Origin of the sequence: Mycobacterium sp. ELW1 (genome assembly GCF_008329905.1) — a bacterium.
Taxonomy (GTDB): Bacteria; Actinomycetota; Actinomycetes; order Mycobacteriales; family Mycobacteriaceae; genus Mycobacterium.
Genome location: NZ_CP032155.1, coordinates 4,926,440 through 4,942,469 on the forward strand (window position 1 = coordinate 4,926,440; position 16,030 = coordinate 4,942,469).

Below are 16,030 nucleotides of genomic sequence, written 5' to 3' on the forward strand. Positions count from 1 at the left end.
GACCTACAGGTGCTTGGACCGGTTGACGAAACGGCCGGCGCGCGGCGAAAACAGCCACCCACCACCGGCTTTCGTCCCGCCGTCGACCGGAATGTTGTGGCCGGTGACGAAACCTGACAACTCTGATGCCAGAAACAACGCCACCCGCGCCTGATCGTCCGGCCAGCCGACCCGACCGACCGGCGCCCACGACTGCCACAGGTGCTCGACATCCTCATACCCGGTGAGATAGTCCACCTGCGGCGTCTGGGTGAGATCGGTGCCGATGCCGTTGACGCGAATTCCGTGGCGGCCCAAATCGACCGCCAGGCACGTGGTGAAGTGTGCAACAGCGGCTTTCATCGCGCCATAGACCGGATCACGCGGAAAGCCCCGCATGCCTTCCACCGAGTGGACGTTGACGATGTTGCCGCTGCCCGCGTCGATCATCGACCCGACGAAAGCACGGGTGACCGCGAAGACATGGCGCAGGTTGACGTCGTACATCCGTTGCCAGGTCTGCGGTGTCGACTCCTCGAAGCCCACCAGCGGCCGGTAGTCGCCGACGTTGTTGACCACGACGTCCACCCACCCATGGCTGCCCAGCACCGCATCCGCGAGACGGGCGACATCGTCGTCGACGGTCACATCCACGACGTGGCTCCGGATCACCCCGCCGGCCGCCGTCACCTCGCGGCTGATGTGCTCGGCACGGACCGGGTCGATCTCGGCCACCTCGACGACGGCGCCGTGCGCGGCGAACAGCGCCGAAATCGCCCCGCCGATACCGTCGCCGCCACCGGTCACGACCGCAACGCGGCCCTCCAGCAGGCGATTCCAGTCCGGGATGTCCGCGATGCCACGCGGGCCGTTGCTCATAGCGGCGCAGCCTACGCCGTCAGTAGGCCAGCAGGTTCACAATCTTGCCGAACGCGCTCGGCAGCGCGGCCGCGGCCGGCACCACCGCCGAGCGGGTGGGACCGAACTCGACGGCATGCAGCAGCCCCGCCGTCAGCAGCCGGTAGCGCCGCGACATCCGCCGCCACTGCCGGTCGTAGTCGCCGGGCCGTTCCGCCAGAACACAATTCACCAACAGCTCGGCGCCGCCGAAGGCGATGCCGAGCCCTTCGCCGGTCAAGGCGTCGACGTAGCCTGCGGCATCCCCCACCAGCAGGACGCGGCCGGCTCGGCGCCCGGCCACCCGCTGCCGCAGCGGACCTGCCGCCCGCTCGGGCCCGTGCGGACATCCGTTCACCCGCTCGCGCAGCGCACCGAATTCGGCCAGCCTGCTCTCGAACGAACCCTGCCGCGCGGTCAGGATCGCGATGCCCACACAGTCGTCGGCCACCGGGGTGACATAGGCCTCGGCGCCGTCACCCCAGTACACCTCGACCCGGTCGCTCCACGGCGCGATGCGCACGTGCCGCCGCAGCCCCCACCGTCGCGACCCGCCGCTGGGGCGGGCCAGGCCCAGCGACCGCCGGATCGGTGAATGCAGGCCGTCGGCGGCGGCCAGGTAGCGAGCACGAAAAGCCCCGCACTGCACCGAGTCCGCGTCCTGGGTGATCGATCCGATGTGGGCGTCCACCACATCGACGCCTGCGGCCTGCACCGCATCCATCAACGCGGTGTGCAACGCGGTTCGGCGCACGCCCATACCCGGACCGGCGCGAAACGGGGCATCCACCCGGCGTGCGGTATCGAAGTATGTGATGCCCCGAAACGGCTTGCCGGGCAGTGTTATTCCGAGTTTGTCGAGCTGCTGCACGGTGTAGGGCATCATTCCCTCACCGCAAGCCTTGTCGATCGGCGCGGGGCGGCGCTCGACGACGGTCACGCTCAGTCCGGCGCGGGCGGCATGCAATGCGGTGACCAGACCGGCCGGGCCGCCGCCTGCCACCAGGAGATCGATCACGACAGGCTTGCCAGCGCGGCGTTTTCGGTGCGGATGCGCGTGCGCAGCAGCGCCGCGTTGAGCACGGTGAAGACCAGTGCGGTGATCCATCCGGTGTGCACCAACGGCAGGGCGATGCCCTCGGCGACGACGGCGACATAGTTGGGGTGGCTGAAGAACCGATACGGACCGCCGTCGACGCGGGGAGCACCGGGGATGACGACGACGCGGGTGTTCCACTGCCGGCCGAGCGTGGTGATGCACCACCACCGCAAGCCTTGCGCGCCAACCACTATTGCCAGCATCGGCCAGCCGAGCGCAGGCAGGAACGGCCGGTGCAGGGCGAACACCTCCAGCAGCGCACCGGCGAGGAATCCGGTGTGCAGCACCACCATCAGCGGGTAGTGGCTCGCCCCGAACTCGACACCGCCCTGAGCCCGGCTCCAGGCCAGATTGCGCTTTGCCACGACCAGTTCGGCCAGGCGCTCCAGCGCCACCGCCGCGACCAGCAGCACATACCAGGTCATCAGTGCCAGCGCAGCAGCACCAGTTCCGAGCAGAACCCGGGACCCATGGCCATCATCACACTCGGACCTGCGGACGGACGCTTGGCGATGGTGTCGCGCAGCACGTGCAACACCGACGACGACGAGATGTTGCCGATGTCGGCCAGCGAGCGCCAGGTGAGCTCGAGCGCCTCGTCGGGGAGCTTCAGGCTGTTGACGATCGCCTCGATGATCTTGGGGCCGCCGGGATGACAGACCCAGGTGCCGATGTCGTCGATTGAGAGGTCATGTGCGCCAAGGAATTCGGTGACGTCGTCGGGCAGGTAGCGCTCGATCACATCGGGCAGATCGGCGGACAGCACCAGCTCCAGACCGTCTGGTCCGACGTCCCACCCCATGGTGCGCAACGAATCCGGGTACAAATGGCTGCGCGAATCGATCACATCGGGTCCGCTGGCGTTGATCTTCTCCGCCCGGCGTTCCCCGACCGCGACGACGGCCGCCGCACCGTCGGCGAACAACGCGCTGCCGACCAGTCCGGGCAACGTCGGCTTGTTCGCCGTGTACGTCATCGAGCACAACTCGACGGACACCAATACCGCCACACCGTCGGGATCACCGCGCAGATAGTCGTGCAGGCGGGCCACGCCCGCCGCACCTGCCACGCATCCCAGGCCGAACATCGGCACGCGACGGACGTCGGGGCGCATCCCCAGCCGGCCGGCGATCCGGGCCTCGATGGATGGGGCCGCGACTCCGGTCACCGTCGTCGACACGATGAGGTCGACGTCGTCGGGCCGCAGGCCGGCTTCCTCGAGGGCACCCGCGACCGCGGCCGAGCCGAGTTCGACGGCGTTCTCGATGAACAAGTCGTTGGCTTCGCCGAAATCCTTCAGCGCGGGGTACTGGTCCAGCGGAAGCACGAAGTGACGATTGTCGACTTTGGCGCTGCGATGCAGCTTGCGAAGGATCTCTTCATACTCGCCGTATCCACCGATGGTGAGAAACGCTTCGGTGACCTCGGCTTGGGTGTACCGGTGCGGCGGCAATTCTCCGCGCACTCCGGCGATGACACTGATCGGACGCATGTCATTGACACGATGATCGCCCGGTGCGGGTTCACCAGTGTTTGCCCGCGGACCGTTGTTCGACACGTCAACCAGTATGCCTCGCCGGCCCTCCTTCGCGAATGCCCACCCGTTGGTGCATCCAGGCCAGCGGCTTCGGCGCCCACCAGTTCCACCGCCCCATGACGTGCATGAACGCCGGAACCAGCACCAGGCGAACCAGGGTGGCGTCGGCCAAGACGGCCAGTGCCAGGCCCAGCCCGAACATCCGCATGAACGACACATGAGCCGCGGTCAGCGCGGCGAACGAGATTGCCATGATCAGCGCCGCGGCGGTGATGACGCGGCCGGTGTGGGCCACCCCGAGAGCGACGCTCTCGTCGTTGTCCACACCGCCGCGCTGCGGTGATGCCAGCCAGAACTCCCGGATCCGCGACACCAGGAACACCTCGTAGTCCATCGAGAGGCCGAACGCGATGCAGAACAACAGCACAGGGATGTTTGCCACCAGGGTGCCGGTCGAGGTGGTGCCCAGCGCGCCGAGATGCCCGTCCTGGAAGATCCACACCATTGCGCCGAACGCGGCCGTCAGCGACAGCACATTGAGTACCAGAGCCTTCAGCGGAAGAACCACACTGCCGGTCAGCAGGAACAGCAGCACCAGCATGATCACCGCGATCAAACCGAGAACGGCGGGGAGCCGGGAGGTGATGGCATCCACACTGTCCCGGTTGATTTGTGCGGTGCCCGCGAACTCGACCGTCGTGTTGCCCGGCGTCGGAACCTCATGCAGGCGGGTGAGTTGATCCTCCGAACGGTCCGAGAACAACGGTGCGGTGCTCTCGACCGTGAGAAGCACGCTGCCCGACGCCGAGCCGGTCGCCGCCGTCGGTGGACCGGCGAGGTTCCCGCCGACGAACGCGCCCATCGGCGCCGACACCGACGGCACATCGGCGACCCGCGACAAGTCCGCGGCGTAGCGGGCGATCTGCGGGTCGGACAGGCCGGCGGCATCCGGGATGACCACCGGAATGGCGGTCTCGGAGTTGTTGGTGAACTGGCTGCGCAACAGGTCGCCCACCTGATGAGCCGACGCCGAGGTGGGCAGCACCCGATCGTCGGGGAATCCTGGGCGCACACCGAGGAACGGCGCACCGAGGATCACCAGCACCACAACGCCCGCCAATCCGATCGGCACTGCGCGTTTCATCACGAATCTGGTTGAGCGATACCAGAATTGCTCTTCGACCGGTCGCTGGACCGGTTCGGCCCGGCTCAGTGTGCGGCGGGCCAGACGGCGCACGTCGAGCGAGTCGAGCCGATCACCCAGCAGGCTGATCGCGGCGGGAGTGATCACGATGGCGGCCACCGCGGCGAGCGCGACAGTGGCCACGCCGGCATAAGCGAACGACTTCAGGAAGTGCATCGGGAACAGCACCATGGCGCCCATGGACAGCGCGACGGTGGTTCCGGAGAACAGCACGGTGCGCCCCGCCGACTCCATGGTCCGCATCAACGCGGTCTCCCGATCCGCTCCCTCGGCCAATTCGTCGCGGTAGCGGCTGATCATCAGCAACGTGTAGTCGATCGCGAGGGCAAGACCCATCGCGGTGGTCAGGTTGAGGGCGAAGATCGAGACGTCGGTGAACAACGTCGTCACCCGGAGCACGGCCAGCGCTCCGAGGATCGCCACCAGGCCCACAGCCACCGGCAGCGCGGCGGCGAACACGCCACCGAACACCCAGACCAGCACCAGGAAACTCAGCGGAATCGCGATGGACTCCATCAGCAGCAGATCGTGCTGCGATTGCTGCGTGACCTGCAGGTTGACCATCGCCATCCCGCCGGTGCGCACCGCGATGCCGTCGCGGTCGCGACTTATCTGGGCGGACAGATCTTTGGCGTAGATCTGCTGGTTGGCTTCACTGCCGGTGATGCCGGCGGTGATAACGCCCGACTTCTGGTCGCGGCTGACGAGCGCGGCCGCGGCCTGCGGCGGCGACGTCCACGCCGACGAGATGCCGGTGACATGGCCGGAGCGTTTCAGCTGGTCGATGACGTCGAGCGCGGCCTCCCGCGCCGCGGGGCTGTCGTAGCGATCGGTCGCGGTCACGACGACCAGGAACTGGACGTCGCCCTGGTCGAACTTGTCGGTGAGCACCTGTTGCGCCCGCGACGACTGCGAGTTCGGGTCGGCGAAGCCGCTGGGAGAGAGACTCTTGGCGACCGGTAGGCCGAAGATGCCGAGCGCCACCATGACGAGGATCGCGACGGCGACCACCTGACGCGGCGCTGCAATAGCTAGCCGGGCAATCGCTCGCAGCAATGGTCCGTCCTTAGGTTCAGCCCTGCCTTCTGCTGATACGTACCCGACCAGCAGGAGGTTCACAATGCCTCCCCGAACGGCCTCGCAACCTACCTGGCCACGGTAACCAATAGGGCACTGCCCGCGCATAGTTGTCGAATTCGGCACCGAACACACGCCGGAAGCGGGCCTCCTTGAAAAGCGGTCCCAGCAGGCAGTATGCGGTGAACACCAGAGCAAGGATCAGCTGATCAGGAGTCCAGGTCGGTACGGTCCAGACCGTCAGCGTGAACGCGACGTAGATCGGCTGCCGGGTGAGCCGGAAAAGGCCGGTCGTGGGCATTTTCGGAAAGACCGGCTTGCGCTCGCGCAGCAGGGCGACCCAGCCCAGGCTGCCGGTTTGCAGTGACAGGCCGGCGTCGAACATCGACTTCCCCAGCAGGGCCCAGGCGAACGCATAGAGCGCGACGACCACGGTCAACGCCGATCCCTGCGCCTGCCACCAGATCGTTCCGCTCGGCGTCCACAGCGCGAACAGGGCGATCAGCTGCAGCGAGCCCGCGATGACGTAGGTCGTCGGCGCCAGCGTGGCGCCGGTGCCCCGCGGCGCCAGCGTGGCGAGGACTGCCCGGCCGCGGCCGGTGAGCAGCAGCGAGTGGATGACCGGGAACTGAAGCAGAAGGGCGGCGTTGGCGACCCAGCTCCACGGGGCCGGCACCCTGCCGAGCGAGCGGCTCATGCCGAAGTACATCGCGACGACCATCGAACCGACCGCCAGGACGAACAGCGCATGACAAACGACGCCGTAGCTCACGGCCAGGACTGTCCGGCCGCCGCCTTTGCGGGCGACGGGCGACGATATTGCCCGCACACACACCTCTCGCAAGCCCGTCACTGGCACCCGCGAGCACAACGTAGCGTGAGTCCATGAATCTTCGCCAGCGTTTGCCACTGCTGCGATGGTCGGTGCTGCGGACCGGCATCGGAATCCGGAACTTCAACAGGACGGGCCAGATCGGCGACGGCCGGGAGGCGGCGGCGGCCGACTACGTCGAGGCCAACGCCCGTCGCGGCGACATCGACAGCGTGCTGGCCACCATCGACGAGTACGCCTACGCGAAGTCGTTTCTGGTCAACATCGGCGACGAGAAGGGCGCTCTGCTCGATGCCGCGGTGCGCCGTGCCGATCCCCGACTGGCGCTGGAATTGGGCACCTACTGCGGGTATGGCGCGTTGCGGATCGCGCGAGCAGCCCCGTCGGCGCGGGTGTACTCCGTCGAACTCGCAGCTGCGAACGCCGCAGTGGCCGGGCGGATCTGGGCGCACGCAGGTGTGGCAGACCGCGTCACGTGCGTGGTCGGGACGGTCGGCGATGGCGGCCGCACGCTCGACGCGCTGCATGACGAGCACGGATTCGACTCAGGCACAGTCGATTTCCTGTTCATCGACCACGACAAGAACGCTTACCTGGCGGACTTGCTCAGCATCGTCGAGCGGGGCTGGCTACGCAGCGGGGCCGTCGTCGTGGCCGACAACGTGGGATTTCCCGGTTCCCCGAAGTACCGCGCCTTCATGCACGAGCAGGAGGGCAACGGCTGGACCACGGTGGGACATCGCACGCACATGGAGTACCAGAAACTGGTGCCCGACCTGGTGCTCGAGTCGCAGTATCGCCCCTGAGCGAAACCGCCTGTCAGGCAGCCGCTTTGTGCGCGGCCCGCCGGCTGGAGCCGGTGCCCTTCTTGGCTCCCCCGTCGGCCTTGCCACTGCTGGCGCCCTGGCCGGAGGCATCGGCCTTCGACGCGGCCTTGCGGCTGGACCCGGCGTTGACCTTGCCCGGTTCCGCCTTGGCCGCCGCCGCAGCGGGCGACTTCATCTTGGCGGCAAGGGGACTGACCACCGGGCTCGCCGCGGCGGGCAGTGCGCCGCGGATCGCCTGCGCGATATCGGTGACCGAGTTCTTGACGAAGTCGACGCCCGCCTTGGCGACCAGGGCAACGCCGTCACGCACGGCGGCCACCACCTTGCGGATGTCGCCGGTCTTGGCGGCCTGGACGACGTTGTAGACCGCGGTCTGCGGCGCCACGATCAGGCTGCGCGTATTGACGAACAACTTGCCTGCGAGCGACGGATTCTGGCTGACGGCAACACCATCCCAGCTCTGCAGCGTCCAGCCGTCCTCCGGGTTGCCGGTCACCACCACGACAGCGGTGTTGCCCAGCGGATGGGTGAGCATGAGCATGACGTCGGGGTTGTCGACGTTCATCATCGTCCAGACCATGATCGTGGCACCGTGCGAGAAGATCACCGGCTTGGTGTCACCATTGGCGATCACCGAGGCGATCGCACCGTTGACTCGGGACTCGAAGCCGTTGCCGTTCTCACCGAGCGGGATGGGCAGGCTGCGCAGCCCGAGGGTCCAGGCCACCGGGATCAGGAAGTAGCCGATCCGACCGAGCCCGCTGTCGATCGGCGATCCCTCGAAGATGCCGGCGCTGATCTCCCAAAAGCCGCCCTCCTGGATCGGGGTGAGTCCGGTTTCCGTCGCGAGCGGGGCCGCCGTCTCGTGGGTGCGGATCATGTCGGAGACGTAGATGCTGTCGTAGCCACCGTCTTTGAGCTGCTGGGCGATGGCTTCGGCCTGCTGCTCGCCGAGCTCGGTGAGATGCGGGCCGGGCACCTTGGTGTCGATACCGGCTCCGGCGACGTTGCCGTAGGACTCGCCGTGCCGCACCCAGGTCAGGGTGATCGAGTCGGCGGCCCAGGCAGGCAGCGCCGACATCACGAAGAACGCGACCGCCGAGACGATCGTCGCCAGTGCTTTCAGTGCCCGATGCCGAACTCCTGCGTGGTCTCTCATCCCGAACTCCATCTGATCCCCGACAGTGATACGCGCCCAGACCCTACCGACTGTGCGCCCGGTCACAGTACACAATGGCAAATCTGTCTACAAGCAACCTGGCGGGGTCTCGGCGAACTAACGATCGCGTGGAGAGTCGGCATCGGCGGTCGCCCACCCGGCGTGCACGTGGTGTCGTGGAAGTCGATGTCTTCTTCTGCGATCCGCGCCGCAGGCGCTGCGGCGGCCGCCGCATGCGCCGCTCTTCTGATGACCGCCCTGCCGCACGCCGCCGCCGCCCCCGGATTCGACACCTACGGCTACCTCGACTCGACGGCGCGCTGTCCAGGCGCCGCGGTGCTCTTCGGCAGCACCGACAGCTCCCGGGTGGCGATCTGCAAGACGACGGCCGGTGGAAACGAATACCGCGGCGTGCGGGTCCGTGACGGCGCCAAGCTGGTGCTGTCCGCTTCCAGTTCCGGCGACGGCTCCTACAGCGCGGTGAACGACGGCATCACCTACACGGTGAGCTCGAGCGCCCTGGTGGTCAGCTCCGGCACGACGGTGGTCCGCAAGGAGTCGTGGGAGGACTTCCACGGTCCCCAGACATCGACTTCGACGTCGACATCGTCTGCGCCCTCCACGTCGTCGTCACCGACGACGTCATCGGCCCCCACCAGCACCACACCCACGTCGACGACGCCGTTGCCGCCGCCACTGCCCGCCGAGGTCGGCGGCGGCGGTCATCACTGACCTACGTCGAACACTATGCGGCCGTGGATCTTCCGTTCACACGAAGCTGAGCCGCAGCCGCTCGAGACGACGTACCAGAAGGCTCGGCAGCCATCGGCCGACCTCGGCGGCGCCGATCGTCGTGGTTCGCTCCACAAGCTGGCCGATGACGATCTGAGCTTCCAAGCGCGCCAACGCGGCCCCCACGCAGAAGTGCGCGCCCTTCCCAAAGGTGATGTGCCCCTTTCCAGCCTGTCGGTCGAGCCGGAACTCAGCGGGATCATCGAAGTGGGACGGGTCCCGGTTGGCAGCGCCCCACAACAGGAGCAACCGCGAACCCGCCTCGAGTTCGACGCCACACAACTCGGTGTCACGGACGACATGGCGGTAGTGCCCGCGGAACGGTGGCTCGTACCGAAGCACTTCCTCCAGGAACGCCCCGAGCAAGTCCGGCCGGCCGCGGATCCGGCGCTGTACGTCGGGATGGGTTGCGAGAAGGTAAGCGGCAGAACCGATCAGCGACGCGGTCGATTCGCCGCCGGCGCTGAACAGTGTGATCATCATCGCCAGCGCCGCAGTGTCACTGAGGTCGCCGGCGGCACATGCCGCGGCCAGATCACCCAGTAGGTTGCCGCGGGGTTCGGCCGCAGCCTGTCGGAATTGGTCGGCGATGTACGTGCTGAGCTCCATCACGGCGACCCCGGCGGACTCCATCTGAGCGGGGGTCACCAGGCCTTCGACCACCTGGGTGGCCGAGTATCCCCACTGGATGATTCGGTCGATGTCGGTATCGGGCACTCCGATGATCCGGCCGACGATCATCATCGGCAGCCGGTTGGCGATCGCGCTCATCCACTCGACGCCACCGTCATCGACACTCGTGTCCCACAGGGCGCCTGCGGTTTCCGCGATGAACGCTTCGGCGCCGCGGATTCGCTTCGCGGCCAGTTGGGGCAACAGGAGTTTCCGGTGGACCGAATGCACTGGTTCATCCGCAGTCGCCAAGGCTTGGATGTCGCCGCCGAGTTCACCGATCGGGAAGGCGGAGACGGTGTCCGGCGGCGCGTACATCATGGTGGCGGTCAGGTTCGAGGAGAAGTCATCGGGGCGAGCGACCGCCTCGTTGACCGCATCCCAACTGCTCACGGCGTAGAAGCCCGAGTTGCCGATGCGGTGGACGTCGCCGGTCTGATGCATGCTCGCGTACAGCGGGTGCGGATCCTGGATGTACCGGTCCTCGAAGAGCGCCAGCCCCAGGCCGGTATCCGCCGATGTCATGCCTTCACGCTGAGCGGTGGGCAGCCGCCACGTCAATCGCGAGGGCACAAGTCGATACCGAACCTACGTTGTGGGCACTAGCGCTGTCTCAAGTTGATGCTTTTACCTGGATAGATAGGGCGTTAGGGGCAGCATGTCGTCTCAAAGCTGAGAAGATGTCTGCCATGTCTCGCAACGACTGGGTCCTGGGCGGCGACCGCGCCGCGGCGGCGGCGGAGCGCATCTACACCGCCGCGACCGAGCTCGTCATCCGCGAGGGGTTGGACGCATTGGACATCGACACCCTGGCCGCGCGGGTCCACTGTTCGCGGGCCACGGTGTATCGCCATGCCGGCGGCAAGGGTCAGATCCGTGATGCGGTGCTGATGCGGCTGGCGGCGGGCATCATCGACGCGGTTCGGCAATCCGTGGCGGGACTCACCGGCGCGGAGCGGGTGATCACCGCAATCACGGTGGCGCTCCATCAGATCCGATCCGATCCGCTGCGGCGCTTGATGTTCAGTGGCGGCACTTCACCGGACCTGAGGGAGTTGCATTCCTCGCCGGTGCTCGCCCACCTCGCCGCCGAGCTCACCGGTATCACCGACGACGATCCGCAGGCTGCGCAATGGATTGTCCGCGTTGTCGTGTCGTTGGCCTACTCGCCGATCGCGAGTGTGGGCGAGGAGCGTGCGGTGTTGGAGCGCTTCGTGGCACCCGCGTTCGCGACGCGGTGATCGGTTCCGCGCAGCGAGCCGGGAGCCATCACTGTTGGGTGGTGAGAACCGAGACAACCTCGTACAGCGGGTCCGGCGACGTGGAGATGCCACCGATGAACGGATGGGAAAGCTCGAGGATGAGAAACAGATTGGTCGCCACGATGAGGCCGACGATCGCCACCATCGGGTAGTGCATCCCGGCCTTCTCCACGCCGTAGATGATCACAGTGCCCAGAACCATCGCGCTGGTGAGGAAGATGACGGCCCACAACGGCCACGGCGGACCGGTGTCTTCGCGTGCGGTGAGCAGACGGACGGTACGGGCCTGACTTACCTTGTCCAAGTTGGCGTATGAGCTCGACAGGAGAGCCTTCTGGCTGTCGGTCGTCGCGGTCACCTGATGGTAGGCCGCCGACACCTTCGCCAGAGCGGCGTCGGCGTCCGGTGACCGGGCGCTGCGGTCGCTGTTCCACTCCGCGATGGCGGCGTTCTCGTAGTCGAGCAGGCTCTGCCGGATCCGATCGGCATCGGCCTTCTCGAAAACCCCTAGATCCCTGGCCATTTCGATAGCTGCCGAACCCTCGGCCCGGGCGTTGGCGTCGGCGGTGGCGATCTGTCCCCACATCGACGAGACGATGAAACCGATGAAGAACGCATAGATGAAGCCGATGAAGCTATAGGTGAACTTGGTGACGTCATTGTGCTCGTCACGGGTCAGGGCCGGGAACAGGCGTCGCACGCCCGCGGCGAGCAGCATCCCTCCCCCGCCGATCACGACGATCAGGACGACAAGAAGCAGGCCCGGCGGGATGTGACTGACGATCCACCCACTCATCGGCGACTCCCCCCACGGGTTGTGCAAGACAGGTTCCTTCGACTCTAGGGCTTCGGTGCCACGGGTAAGCCGATCGGTGGACAGTCGCGTCATCCCCGAGACAGCCCGATCAGCGGACTGCCCGAGTCGAGCCGGCACGCGATAGTGGGTTCACCCCGGATGGCGAAGGGCCGCCCGGACGAGACAGGGAGACATCCGATGAGCACCGTGAAAGCCACCACCGAGACCGTGACCGTCGGCCGGCTCACCGTCACCACCGACCGCGGACGCGCCGCCGACAAGGCGGGCATCACAGGTCGCGACGGCATGCTCTGCTTCGCCCGCACCCGCTAGGCCCGTGACGCTCGACGCCCGGCTCCGACATGCGTTGTCCTACCCCGCGCCTTTCGTGATCGAGCGACTGGTCAAGGATCGGGTCGCCGCTACCGCCGACGAAGCCGAACTGCTTTTCACCGAAGCCAAGAAGTACCTGGTGCTCTGCGAGGCAACTCCGGAGATGTCGTTCGGCATGCCGTCGGCGATGGTCGACCAGGCGTGGCACGCCTTCATCCTGTTCACGACCGAGTACACCGACTTCGGGCACCGCTTCTTCGGTCACTACGTGCACCACTCGCCCGTCGTCGACTATGACCCGACCTATGACCCGACCGCGCAACCACCCTCGAACATCGGCTCCTTCAACGACTTTCAGAGCCGCTATCAGGAGTTGTTCGGTGAGCCGCTGCCGGCCATCTGGTACGACGACACCAGCGTCACCCCGTCGCGACGCGTCCTCAACGAGGCCTTCCTGCGCGTCGACGTCGATGACGAGACGGTCGCCTTGATCGACGACAGCGGGGAAACGGTTCTGCAGGTCAACTCCCTGGCGAGAGAAGCTCTCGACTTCATCGCGGGTACCCGGGATTTCTATGTACGCGAACTGCCGGGCGGCCTGACCGACGACGAGAAAACCGGCCTGATCGAGGCGCTCGTACGGTCTCGCGTGCTACGTGTGGCTCCCTGAATCCTCGAGCAGGGTGCCGTAACTCGACTTGCGCACGGGAGTGTCGCCGAAGACGTCGAATCGCTCGCGTCCGTCGGCACTCCACCCGGCCCGTTCGTAGAAGCGCCGCGCGCCGTCGTTCGCCGACAGTACCCACAGGAACGCGCGTTGGTGCCCGGCCGTCCGCAAGCGGTCGCAGCCGGCGGCCAGCAGCGCACGGCCGATCCCGGTGCCCCAGCGCTGCGGGTCGACATAGAGCGCCCACACCTCACCGCTGTCGGGCATGTCATCGTCGCGCGATTGCCCGATCGTGACGTGGCCGCAGATCGCGCCGTGATCGACCGCCACCAGGGTGTAGGGACCGCGGAGTTCCATGGCTTCCAGAACAAACCGCTTCGCCCGCTCCTCGGGGTCCAACGCGTCCAGGTAACTCTGCGCGACGAGGCCCCGGTAACCAGCACGCCAGGACCGGACATGTACCTGCGCGAGCGCCATCGCATCATCGGGGACGGCTTCTCGGACTTCGACCACCCGGCAGTATCACCCAGCCTGTCGTCGAGCGTGCTCATCGTACGAAAGACGTTGCGCGCCAGACCGGCTCAGACCGATCCGTCCTCGTCGGCAGGTTCGACTTCGACCAGAAGCGCCATCCCGTGATGCGGAATCATCTCGACCGCGAAGCTGTGCAGATCGTCGACGACAGCGATGTGCGCTCCGGTGAACATATCCCGCACAGTCGCACCCGGCGGCAGAGTCTTGGATCGCACAGTGCCGGCGATGTCTTCGTTGGCGAAGTTCAAGACGGTCAGCTGATACTGCTCAGGGGCGTCGAGCTGGTGCACCATCACCAACATGCCGCGATGCGACACCTCAGGAATGTCGACCTGCCGGCTGGTCGCAATGCCGTAGTGCGCCCGGACCCGCAGTATCGCCTGCAGTTGGCGCAGGAAGCTGGTGTCGTCGGCGAGCTGCTCCGGGATCGAGCCGTACAGGCTTCGGCCACGCGGCATTCCGGCGTTCGACTTCGTCGCTGCCGGGTTGACGCCCATCAGATCGTGCGCGGCGCGGTGGATCCAGCGGGTGTCGCCGCCGTGCATCAGGTCGGCGACCTCGGCCGACGGCAAGGTGAGCATGCCGCACAGGTCCCAGCCGGACAGCGCGAACACGCCCGGCTGAAGTGCGTTGAACATGGCCAGCAGCAGGTGCGCCCGGCGGATGCGGTCGATGTCATCGTCGATGTCGTCGAGGTCGCGGTAGCCCAGCGTCGCAGCGATCACTGTCGCTGTGGTGCAAGCGATTCCGTTCGTGGTGAACACGCGGTTGTAGGGTGCGGCCGCTCCGGTGAGCGCCTCGGTGAGGTCGGCGCGAACACGTTCGCCGAGTGCCTCGCCGGTGATCTCGTGGCCCTTGTAGGTGTAGACGTCGTCCTTGTGGCCGTTCGACCAGTGCACCAGTTCGTAGGTCAGCTCGTCGTGGTTCTGCAGCGCATGAACCAGCGATGCCGGGTCCACACCCAGTTCGATGGCCGTGCGCAGCGTGAGGCGCAGGAACTCGGTGTCAGCGGTCGCCAGGGCGTGGTGATAGGCGGGCCGGTTGACGAAGTCGTAGGACAGATCGGCGCCGGTGCCGCTGGTCTCCTTGATGTCGTCGATCGTCAGGTTCAGCTCCTGGAAGGTGAACCCGCCCAGCTTGCGCACCATGCTCCCGATGAACTGGTTGGCAGCCTGCGACAGCGGGTGACCTTCCGACCATCCCACGCCGTCGTCCCCGGACGTCTTCTCGGCGCCGAGGAAGCCGTTGGCGTCGAGGCGCAGCCCACCCGAACCGAGATCGGTCAGTGAGTGCAGTGCGTCGCCGATGACCAGACGCATCCCGGCGAAAGACGGGTCCAGCCAGTTGATCGAGGGCTGACCCTCCTTGAAATAGTGCAGATACACCCAGCGCCGCTCGACGCCGTCGATGCCGACGACGGGGCGGGTGACGCTCCAGTTGGTCTCCTTGATGCCTTCGGCGTAGAAGATCACGCGCTGGAGCCGGCCGATGATGTAGCCGGCCTTGTCCAGCCACTCCTCGGTGGCGGCGTCGACGTTGACCGAGTCCCGGCCGTGCGGAACGTCGGGCAGGTGCTCCCAGTCCAGCGGGTCGATGTCGATCATGTGGTAGATGCCGGGGTAGTCGGCGTACTTCATCTCCGCCAGCCGGAAGTCCGCGCCCTTGCCGGTGTGGCCGGGCACGATGTCGTCGAGGATCGTGCCGCCGTACCAGTTCGCGGTGCCGCACATCTGGCGGAACTCGTCTTCGGTGCCGAAGGCCGGGTCGATCTGGGTGCTGATCCGGTCGAAGTGGCCGTCGACGCTGGGGGTCAGCTGCCAGCCGGCGATACCCCCGGCGCGTTTGACGGGGCCGGTATGAATTCCCTCGATACCGATCTCCGCGAATGCCTTCCACATCGCCTCATCGGCCATGGCCTTGAGGAACGACTCATCGGGCCGGGTGATGAGCGACAGCGGGTACGCGGTGAACCAGACCGAAGCGGCCTCGACGGCACTGCGAGGACTGGGCGTGGCGTATGGGTTCTGCCACATCGAACCCTGGCCGGAGAATTGCTGGCTGATCTCGTTGGCGTCGGCGAGCATCGATTGTGACAACAGCCACGACACGTACGCCTGATTGTCCGCCGTCGGCGAGCCGTCCTGCGCAATCGACCTGCGTACAAACGGGTTTCGTACCCGCGGACGGAATCGCAACGTACGAGGTCGGGCGGGGTGTAGATGCTCGTCGTAGGTGATCTCGGCAGGCGCATTGCCGGTTTCACCCTCGTCGGGCGGTCCATCGTCGGGCATGGACTCCACCGTCTGCGACATGAGACTCCTGACTTTGTCTTGCTTCAACCTTGCCTGCCAAACCCGACGACG

16 protein-coding genes are annotated in these 16,030 nt (G+C 66.6%); 5 read left to right on the forward strand and 11 right to left on the reverse strand.

Annotated features, from left to right (window positions below):
* Nucleotides 1-3: 3 nt before the first annotated feature.
* From D3H54_RS23460 to D3H54_RS23485, 6 genes are all read right to left on the reverse strand, one after another.
* Entirely contained in the window at nucleotides 4-858 is an 855-nt protein-coding gene (locus D3H54_RS23460) for an SDR family NAD(P)-dependent oxidoreductase (protein ID WP_149381626.1), read from the reverse strand.
* A gap of 19 nt (nucleotides 859-877) precedes the next feature.
* Nucleotides 878-1,894, reverse strand: coding sequence for an NAD(P)/FAD-dependent oxidoreductase (locus D3H54_RS23465; RefSeq protein ID WP_149381628.1), 1,017 nt, complete (start codon nucleotides 1,892-1,894; stop codon nucleotides 878-880).
* On the reverse strand, nucleotides 1,891-2,400 hold the full coding sequence (locus D3H54_RS23470) for an isoprenylcysteine carboxyl methyltransferase family protein (protein ID WP_149381630.1): 510 nt from the start codon (nucleotides 2,398-2,400) through the stop codon (nucleotides 1,891-1,893). Before D3H54_RS23470 ends, D3H54_RS23465 begins: the two co-directional genes overlap by 4 nt.
* A complete protein-coding gene (locus D3H54_RS23475) occupies nucleotides 2,400-3,458 on the reverse strand; it encodes a type III polyketide synthase (RefSeq protein ID WP_149383706.1) in 1,059 nt (352 codons plus the stop codon). The genes D3H54_RS23470 and D3H54_RS23475 overlap by 1 nt, the downstream gene beginning before the upstream one ends.
* Nucleotides 3,459-3,534: 76 nt before the next feature.
* Nucleotides 3,535-5,772 (reverse strand): MMPL family transporter, encoded by a 2,238-nt coding sequence (locus D3H54_RS23480; RefSeq protein ID WP_149381632.1) that lies wholly within the window; start codon nucleotides 5,770-5,772, stop codon nucleotides 3,535-3,537.
* 16 nt (nucleotides 5,773-5,788) lie between these two features.
* Entirely contained in the window at nucleotides 5,789-6,565 is a 777-nt protein-coding gene (locus D3H54_RS23485; RefSeq protein WP_286198987.1) for a methyltransferase family protein, read from the reverse strand.
* Between the two features lie 113 nt (nucleotides 6,566-6,678).
* Here D3H54_RS23485 and D3H54_RS23490 point away from each other — a divergent pair, with 113 nt between their 5' ends.
* The gene (locus D3H54_RS23490) at nucleotides 6,679-7,431 is read left to right on the forward strand and encodes an O-methyltransferase (RefSeq protein WP_149381636.1); all 753 of its coding nucleotides are present in this window, start codon (nucleotides 6,679-6,681) and stop codon (nucleotides 7,429-7,431) included.
* A 13-nt stretch (nucleotides 7,432-7,444) separates the two neighbouring features.
* Here the strand turns inward: D3H54_RS23490 and D3H54_RS23495 are convergent, their stop codons facing one another.
* Nucleotides 7,445-8,611: a histidine phosphatase family protein gene (locus D3H54_RS23495; protein WP_168214950.1), complete on the reverse strand. Its 1,167-nt coding sequence runs from the start codon at nucleotides 8,609-8,611 to the stop codon at nucleotides 7,445-7,447.
* A gap of 186 nt (nucleotides 8,612-8,797) precedes the next feature.
* Here D3H54_RS23495 and D3H54_RS23500 point away from each other — a divergent pair, with 186 nt between their 5' ends.
* On the forward strand, nucleotides 8,798-9,343 hold the full coding sequence (locus D3H54_RS23500) for a hypothetical protein (RefSeq protein WP_149381640.1): 546 nt from the start codon (nucleotides 8,798-8,800) through the stop codon (nucleotides 9,341-9,343).
* A gap of 36 nt (nucleotides 9,344-9,379) precedes the next feature.
* Here the strand turns inward: D3H54_RS23500 and D3H54_RS23505 are convergent, their stop codons facing one another.
* Nucleotides 9,380-10,600: a cytochrome P450 gene (locus D3H54_RS23505; protein WP_149381642.1), complete on the reverse strand. Its 1,221-nt coding sequence runs from the start codon at nucleotides 10,598-10,600 to the stop codon at nucleotides 9,380-9,382.
* A gap of 164 nt (nucleotides 10,601-10,764) precedes the next feature.
* On the opposite strand from D3H54_RS23505, the gene D3H54_RS23510 reads away from it, so the two are divergent.
* Nucleotides 10,765-11,316: a TetR/AcrR family transcriptional regulator gene (locus D3H54_RS23510; RefSeq protein ID WP_149381644.1), complete on the forward strand. Its 552-nt coding sequence runs from the start codon at nucleotides 10,765-10,767 to the stop codon at nucleotides 11,314-11,316.
* Nucleotides 11,317-11,344: 28 nt separating this feature from the next.
* Here D3H54_RS23510 and D3H54_RS23515 read toward each other — a convergent pair whose 3' ends face one another.
* Nucleotides 11,345-12,133 carry a bestrophin-like domain gene (locus D3H54_RS23515; RefSeq protein ID WP_149381646.1) on the reverse strand — a complete coding sequence of 263 codons (789 nt, stop codon included), beginning with the start codon at nucleotides 12,131-12,133 and terminating at the stop codon, nucleotides 11,345-11,347.
* A 198-nt stretch (nucleotides 12,134-12,331) separates the two neighbouring features.
* Between D3H54_RS23515 and D3H54_RS31915 the strand changes: the two genes are divergently transcribed.
* Entirely contained in the window at nucleotides 12,332-12,466 is a 135-nt protein-coding gene (locus D3H54_RS31915; RefSeq protein WP_286198988.1) for a hypothetical protein, read from the forward strand.
* A gap of 4 nt (nucleotides 12,467-12,470) precedes the next feature.
* Nucleotides 12,471-13,136: a glycine-rich domain-containing protein gene (locus D3H54_RS23520; RefSeq protein ID WP_149381648.1), complete on the forward strand. Its 666-nt coding sequence runs from the start codon at nucleotides 12,471-12,473 to the stop codon at nucleotides 13,134-13,136.
* Here D3H54_RS23520 and D3H54_RS23525 read toward each other — a convergent pair.
* Both D3H54_RS23525 and treS read right to left on the reverse strand, forming a co-directional pair.
* On the reverse strand, nucleotides 13,119-13,646 hold the full coding sequence (locus D3H54_RS23525) for a GNAT family N-acetyltransferase (RefSeq protein ID WP_149381650.1): 528 nt from the start codon (nucleotides 13,644-13,646) through the stop codon (nucleotides 13,119-13,121). The two genes, D3H54_RS23520 and D3H54_RS23525, sit on opposite strands and share 18 nt — an antisense overlap.
* Before the next feature lie 68 nt (nucleotides 13,647-13,714).
* Nucleotides 13,715-15,958, reverse strand: a complete 2,244-nt coding sequence (gene treS / locus D3H54_RS23530; RefSeq protein WP_432246391.1) for a maltose alpha-D-glucosyltransferase — start codon at nucleotides 15,956-15,958, stop codon at nucleotides 13,715-13,717.
* Between the last annotated feature and the right edge of the window lie 72 nt (nucleotides 15,959-16,030).